At 46.1% G+C, this 6,089-nt stretch carries 6 protein-coding genes; 3 read left to right on the top strand and 3 right to left on the bottom strand.

The window, feature by feature from the left end; all coding sequences use genetic code 11:
* Window positions 1–252 precede the first annotated feature (252 nt).
* Together AACT19_RS10095 and AACT19_RS10090 are read right to left on the bottom strand one after the other, a co-directional pair.
* Window positions 253–783, bottom strand: a complete 531-nt coding sequence (locus tag AACT19_RS10095) for an AAA family ATPase (protein WP_076646130.1) — start codon at window positions 781–783, stop codon at window positions 253–255.
* Between the two features lie 20 nt (window positions 784–803).
* Window positions 804–1,445, bottom strand: a complete 642-nt coding sequence (locus AACT19_RS10090) for a DUF2959 domain-containing protein (RefSeq protein ID WP_017079335.1) — start codon at window positions 1,443–1,445, stop codon at window positions 804–806.
* Window positions 1,446–1,663: 218 nt separating this feature from the next.
* On the opposite strand from AACT19_RS10090, the gene AACT19_RS10085 reads away from it, so the two are divergent.
* Genes AACT19_RS10085 through AACT19_RS10075 form a run of 3 tightly spaced genes read left to right on the top strand, consistent with a single transcriptional unit; the run spans window position 1,664 to window position 3,963 of the window.
* The gene (locus AACT19_RS10085; RefSeq protein ID WP_076646128.1) at window positions 1,664–2,605 is read left to right on the top strand and encodes a virulence factor BrkB family protein; all 942 of its coding nucleotides are present in this window, start codon (window positions 1,664–1,666) and stop codon (window positions 2,603–2,605) included.
* The gene (gene dtd, locus AACT19_RS10080) at window positions 2,577–3,011 is read left to right on the top strand and encodes a D-aminoacyl-tRNA deacylase (protein WP_004735590.1); all 435 of its coding nucleotides are present in this window, start codon (window positions 2,577–2,579) and stop codon (window positions 3,009–3,011) included. Before AACT19_RS10085 ends, dtd begins: the two co-directional genes overlap by 29 nt.
* A 16-nt stretch (window positions 3,012–3,027) precedes the next feature.
* Window positions 3,028–3,963: a bifunctional GNAT family N-acetyltransferase/hotdog fold thioesterase gene (locus AACT19_RS10075; protein WP_076646126.1), complete on the top strand. Its 936-nt coding sequence runs from the start codon at window positions 3,028–3,030 to the stop codon at window positions 3,961–3,963.
* Between the two features lie 70 nt (window positions 3,964–4,033).
* Here AACT19_RS10075 and AACT19_RS10070 read toward each other — a convergent pair whose 3' ends face one another.
* On the bottom strand, window positions 4,034–6,004 hold the full coding sequence (locus tag AACT19_RS10070) for an AsmA family protein (protein WP_076646124.1): 1,971 nt from the start codon (window positions 6,002–6,004) through the stop codon (window positions 4,034–4,036).
* Between the last annotated feature and the right edge of the window lie 85 nt (window positions 6,005–6,089).

Genomic DNA, 6,089 nt, shown 5'->3' with positions numbered 1-6,089 from the left:
GTTAATTAATGGAATTGGTATGAGATACGAAGAGCATGTTCCATATCTATTCATCGAATCGTCATTCCAGAATCGAGGGACGAGATATCTGGAATCTTTCTTTTACGGCATCCAAGAGGTTCCCTATCATGCTCGTTCTTCACTGTAGGGAATGACGGTAAGTTTGTTTAGATACGGGTAAACGAGAGGCGAGATACGAAGAGCATTCAAGTGTTCGTCATCCTCAAGAGAGAGGAGCGACCGAGTGGGAATCTAGCTTTTGATACTTAGGTGGCTTTTAACAAATAGAGCCCTTTCTTCGACTGACATAAATGGCACCTCGACAACCTCATACCCAAGCTCTTGATAGACTCTGACCAACGCGTGGTGAATCTCTAATGCCTCTTCAAACGGATAAGGCCTCACAGCATCTTGTACGTAAATCGATGCATCAGGGCGACAGAACAAGGCTTGTGAGTGATAGCCTTGGCTAGCTTCTCGGTAGATTTCGTCAATCTCAAGGTTCGCCTGAGTTAAGTAACCGCAGATATCTGGAATGGCGCGATCGAGAAACGCAACCGGATGCTGGTTGGCCTGTTCCTTTTGTTCATTCATGACAGTGAGACACAGGCGAGCAAAGCCCGGTAGGTCGAACCAAGGTAAGATACCGTTCTCAAGTTGGCTCTGCTGTTCTATTAACTGGCGAGAGGACTCAGCGAAGGTTGGGTAACCCATGTCACCCAAGGCATTGATCAGTGTTGTCTTCCCGGCTCCGGGGCCGCCAGTAATAATGATAGGTTGCATCGTGTTCTTTATCTGTAGCGCTACTTCTGGTTCAGCTGCGCTAGGAACTTATCTGATTCTGCTATTGCAGCATTCATCTGTTCTATCGCGTAGGCGATGTCTTTTTCTAAGCTCATAAATTCGCCCTGCAACGAACCGACAGCACTCGCATTGAGGTTATGCTTTAGATAAAGCGTATTGTCGCGAAGGGTGTTGAGTACCGGGTCCATTTTCTTCTCAGCGCGTTTCATTGCTGAAAGCATGGTCTTGTAAGACGATTGGGTTTCTCGCAGTTTTTGTTCACTCGAACGGCGCAGTGAAGCACTGGTGTAGAGGTCTAACTCGCTCTGCCACTCTGCAAACAGCGCATCTGACACGTCTTCAATCGCAGCAATGCGATCACTGACATTTTGTGCGGCTTTCTCGCTGTCTTGGTATTTATCGTTGATTTGGTTGTACATGTCTTCAAGGTCGCCGCCACTGAAATTCGTCAGGCTACTCAAGGCTTCAAGTGCGCTAGTAAACTCTTCCTGAGCATCCTGCTGCGACTCTTTAGCGTCTTCCACTCTATCGACCATAATGTCACGCTTGTGGTAACCCACTTGCTCCATGGCGGAGTAATAAGCTGATTGGCATCCAGTAAGAGTAAAAATAGAGAGGACTATAACTATTAAATAAGGCATCCTAGTTTCCTATAGTTAGATAATATCAATCGTAGTAAATAACTGTTCAACCTAGCTTGTTAAAATGCTCGATAACGGCGTTAGAGTTTTGGATTGTAGAATAACTACTTATCACAAAACTCTGCCTTGTTCTCAAGCCTTGTTCTCAAGCCTTTTTCCTACGCTATTTCTGAACATTTACTTACTGTGATTAATATAACGGAATATTAATTAGGACTATGAACGAGTTACCAGGGAGTTACAAGTTGAAGATAAAAAACGCAGTCACAGGGAGCATTCAGTTTTCCCGCTATCTTTTGGCGCGAATGACGCACGATAGGGTCAATGTGAATGCGGGTTACTTGGCGTACATTACTTTGCTCTCGATCGTACCGATGTTGACGGTTTTGCTCTCTATCTTATCGTCATTTTCAGTCTTTGCTGATGTTGGTCTAGTGATTCAAAACTTCGTTATTACCAACTTTGTTCCAGCATCTGGGGATGCGGTGCATGGTGCTCTACTCGAGTTCGTTGCCAATACCGGAAAAATGACAGCGGTGGGCAGTGTGTTCTTATTCATTGCGGCATTGATGCTGATCTCCAACATCGATAAGAACCTTAACTACATCTGGCGAGTAACAGAAAAGCGTCGGGCCGTGTTGTCCTTTTCAATGTATTGGATGGTGCTAACGCTTGGACCTATTTTGATTGGGGCGAGCATTGCTGCAACGTCGTATGTGACATCATTGAACTTGTTACAAAACGAAGTCGTGTCGAGTGCCTTTAATACCGTGATTCGCAAGCTCCCTTTGATTACCTCATTCTTTGCGTTTTTCGGTCTGTATCTGTTGGTTCCCAACAAAAAGATACACTTTTCTCATGCGGCAGCGGGCTCTCTGGTTGCGGCTCTGTTGTTCGAACTCAGTAAGAAAGGCTTCGCGGCTTACATTACTCAATTCCCCTCTTACCAGTTGATTTATGGCGCATTAGCGGCGATTCCCATTCTTTTTGTCTGGGTGTATTTGTGCTGGTTGATTGTGTTGGTGGGTGCTGAGGTGACGGCCGCGTTGGGCGAGCAGGAACAGTGGAGTGACTCTGAAGAAATGGTACACTCGTCGGATAAAGACAAAATCACAGAGCAAGGAAACAACAGTGATAGCACTGATCCAGAGAGTAAGTGAAGCTGCCGTCCGTGTTGATGGCGAAGTAGTGGGTGAGATTGAGCAAGGCTTATTGGTTCTGTTAGGCGTAGAAAAAGGTGATGACGAAGCCAAAGCCAAACGTTTGATGGAACGAGTGACCACTTATCGTGTCTTTGGAGATGAAGACGATAAAATGAATCTCAATGTAAAGCAGGTAGAAGGTAAGGTATTAGTGGTTTCTCAATTCACTCTGCCAGCTGATACCAAGAAAGGCACACGAGCCGGATTTTCTCGTGGTGCTCACCCAGAAGATGCAGAGCGTCTTTACAACTATTTCTCTGACCAGTGTGAATCAGTGTTGCCAACGGAACGTGGCCGATTCGCAGCCGACATGAAAGTGTCTTTGGTTAATGATGGCCCAGTAACATTCTGGCTGCAGGTTTAGGCTTAAAGGAATAAGCATGTTTAAACTCATAACACCGACCACCGAAAATCAGCTGAACAAGTATTACCATTTTCGCTGGCAGATGCTCCGTGAACCTTGGCGAATGCCGGTAGGTTCAGAGCGCGATGAATACGATGCCATGAGTCACCATCGCATGATTGTCGATGGTCGAGGTCGCCCGATGGCGATTGGTCGTCTCTATATCACCCCTGATCTAGAGGGGCAGATTCGCTATATGGCGGTGAAGAAATCTCGCCAAAGTAAAGGCATGGGCTCACTTATCTTGGTTGCGCTAGAGTCACTGGCACGTCAAGAAGGGGCGAAGCGTTTGGTGTGTAATGCACGTGAAGATGCGATCTCATTCTATGAAAAGAATGAGTTTGAACGTCGTGGTGAAATTAATGACCAGCGTGGCCCTGTGCGTCATCAACAGATGGTGAAACCTCTTGATCCAATGGCTAATGTACTGCGCAAACCAGAATGGTGTAATGAGCTTCAGCAGCGTTGGGAAAATCAGATCCCGATCAGTGACAAAATGGGCATCAAGATTAACCAATACACGGGTTATCAGTTTGAGTGTAGCGCTCAGTTGAATCCCAACCTTAACCCTCATAACACCATGTTTGCTGGCTCAGCTTTTACCTTGGCGACTCTAACGGGTTGGGGAATGACTTGGCTACTGATGAAAGAACGTGGGCTGACCGGTGATATCGTACTGGCAGACAGTAATATTCGTTATCGTCACCCAGTCGAGCAAAATCCAGTCGCATCTACGTCATTGGATGGGATCAGTGGTGATTTAGATCGCCTCGCGTCGGGCAGAAAAGCTCGCATCATCATTCATGTGACCATTAACAGTGGCGATGTGGAAGCGGTTGAGTTTACGGGAACCTATATGCTGATCCCTGACTACAAAAAGCGATTATCAACAGACTCCAACGTAAGCGTATAGCTGACACTGGCTAACAGATACAGATACAGATACAGATACAGATACAGATAAAGATTAAAGATAGAAGGCGCTACTCCTGTGGAGTGGCGCTTTTTTGTTGGCAGTCGTTAATCTCGGAATACTCAGCTTGGGTGAGCTTTCCTGAGATTTGATGGCATTGGTCCGATAACGAAATGGATAGAGTGTGTTTGCTAGTTTCTAGTAAATCGAGCTCTCCAGAGACCTCACCGTTGAGCGTTTGAACTCTTTGTGTACCTTGCTCTGCTGAGGATGCACCAATAATGTGCATTGGTTCGAGAGTGAAGCGACCACGGTCAAAATTCGCATTAAGCTCTGGGATTTCAAAGACGTTATCGGTCGATGGTTCAGAAAGCTTATCGTCAAAGGTCATCACACCTTGGCGAACACTGCCAGTGAGTTGCCCTGTGGTTGAATAACCGAGCATCAACGAATCGCCATACAAGCCTGCGGCTTGAAGTTCAAACTCACCATAGCCGGTTGCATCGAGCGGTAATTCGAGTTGCTGCAGCATGGGTGCTATGGGTAGCCCATCGGCAGAGATATCTAAGCTCCATGGCTTACTGATTTGGTTGAAGTCGAGTGTCGCGTTGGCTTCAATATAACCGTGCTTTAGCGGCATGAACAGGCGTGTCAGCGTCCATTTCCCTTGTTCGCTATTCATTTCAACCACGGGTTGAACACTGACAATATTTTGATAGCTTGCATCGTTGGCGCTAACCATCAACTTGCCTTGCCACAGTCCTAACTTTCTCTGTTGCAGCAGTTGAACCTGATGTCCTTCTACATGCAGCCCTGAGACCTGCCAGTAAGGTTTTTTTGCGAGTTGGATAAGTTGGCTACGTTCTATATTAAGTCGGTCAATAGAGGCTTGCTGAAGCTGTGTCAGCCAAGGCAATAGGCGAGGGGATGGTAGAGCTTTATCTTGGCTTTCCGTAATCCACTTTATGCCTTGCAGGTCGAGCTGCGCTAATTGAATGCTGCTAGGGGTTACTTCGCCATTAAGTTGAATACTGCCTTGTAAGAATTGAGTATAGAAATCTTCAATCAGAATCTGGTTCGGATCTAAATTGAGCTTGATACTTGGCTCTATGAACATGTCATCATCAATGGTCACTCCCTCTGCTTGCAGAGAGAAAATGGCTTTCTGTTGCTTCCACAGCTCAAAAGGCAGTTGGATATTTTCTAGTGAGGCATCAAAAGCTGCGAGGTGACCATCTTGCCATTCCACGTCGCTGCGCAGAATATCTAAGCTATTGATGTGATTGATCTGAATACCGGCTACATCCCACTCTTTGCTTAGTAGGCTTTGGGTCTGTTTCTGATTGAGTCGTAAGCCATCAACGGTCACATTCACCAATGACCAATCTTGCTGATACTGCTCTGCTTGTCCTGAAATCTTGGCACCGCGCCAGTCAAATGAAGCGCCATAAAGCGTGCTATCGCTAGGTTTTAAGTCTAGGTCAAACAACAGGTTATCAAAGGCTTCTCCTTGCCAATACAGCTGCGTGGCTGAGAGTTGGATTTTGCCATAAGGCAGCAATGTGTTGTTGTCATCCCACGTTGGATCGGAGATCTGGAGGTCGATGCCTCGCGCATTAAAGTCTGGGGTCGAAAAGTCGAGATTATTGATGGCTAGCTGGTGGAGCTTGATGTTTGGTTGGGTGAATAACGGCGTGAATGCCTCTAGATCGCTTATTTCCAACTGTAGGCCACTGATCAAGACGGAGTCCAAGACCAGTTTAGCTTCTGTAATCGAGCTGGGACTGAACCAAAGATCGATCTTGTCGATATAGAGAGGTTTTTGTTTATCAGGTTGGCTTTGGGTAATGCCCATCAAGGTGATGTGATAAGGCGCCTGATACTCAACGTCTTCAATGAGTACAGGTTGTTCAAGCGTATGCTTGATAAAAAAGTTAGCAACATCCGATCGGTATTGAGTTTGTAGGCTTAATAACAACGCTGCGATAGTCGCAACGATGATGGCCACCACAATGCCAATCACCATGAATACCTTTTTCATTCCCTGAAAGCCTTAAATTTCAATAGTCTCAAAATAGAGTGGAACAAAAAGGGGCAAGCAGCAACAAAAAAGCCCCTCAAAAGAG

The sequence above is a fragment of the Vibrio sp. 10N.222.47.A9 genome (genome assembly GCF_963872585.1).
GTDB lineage: Bacteria > Pseudomonadota > Gammaproteobacteria > Enterobacterales > Vibrionaceae > Vibrio > Vibrio splendidus.
Note: the sequence above shows the minus strand (reverse complement) of the source record. Positions and strands in the feature narration are given on the sequence as shown.

Coding starts and splice junctions, on each gene's coding strand:
- AACT19_RS10095 (WP_076646130.1), bottom strand. CDS start 783: ATGCAACCTATCATTATTACTGGCGGCCCCGGAGCCGGGAAGACAACA.
- AACT19_RS10090 (WP_017079335.1), bottom strand. CDS start 1,445: ATGCCTTATTTAATAGTTATAGTCCTCTCTATTTTTACTCTTACTGGA.
- AACT19_RS10085 (WP_076646128.1), top strand. CDS start 1,664: ATGAACGAGTTACCAGGGAGTTACAAGTTGAAGATAAAAAACGCAGTC.
- AACT19_RS10075 (WP_076646126.1), top strand. CDS start 3,028: ATGTTTAAACTCATAACACCGACCACCGAAAATCAGCTGAACAAGTAT.
- AACT19_RS10070 (WP_076646124.1), bottom strand. CDS start 6,004: ATGAAAAAGGTATTCATGGTGATTGGCATTGTGGTGGCCATCATCGTT.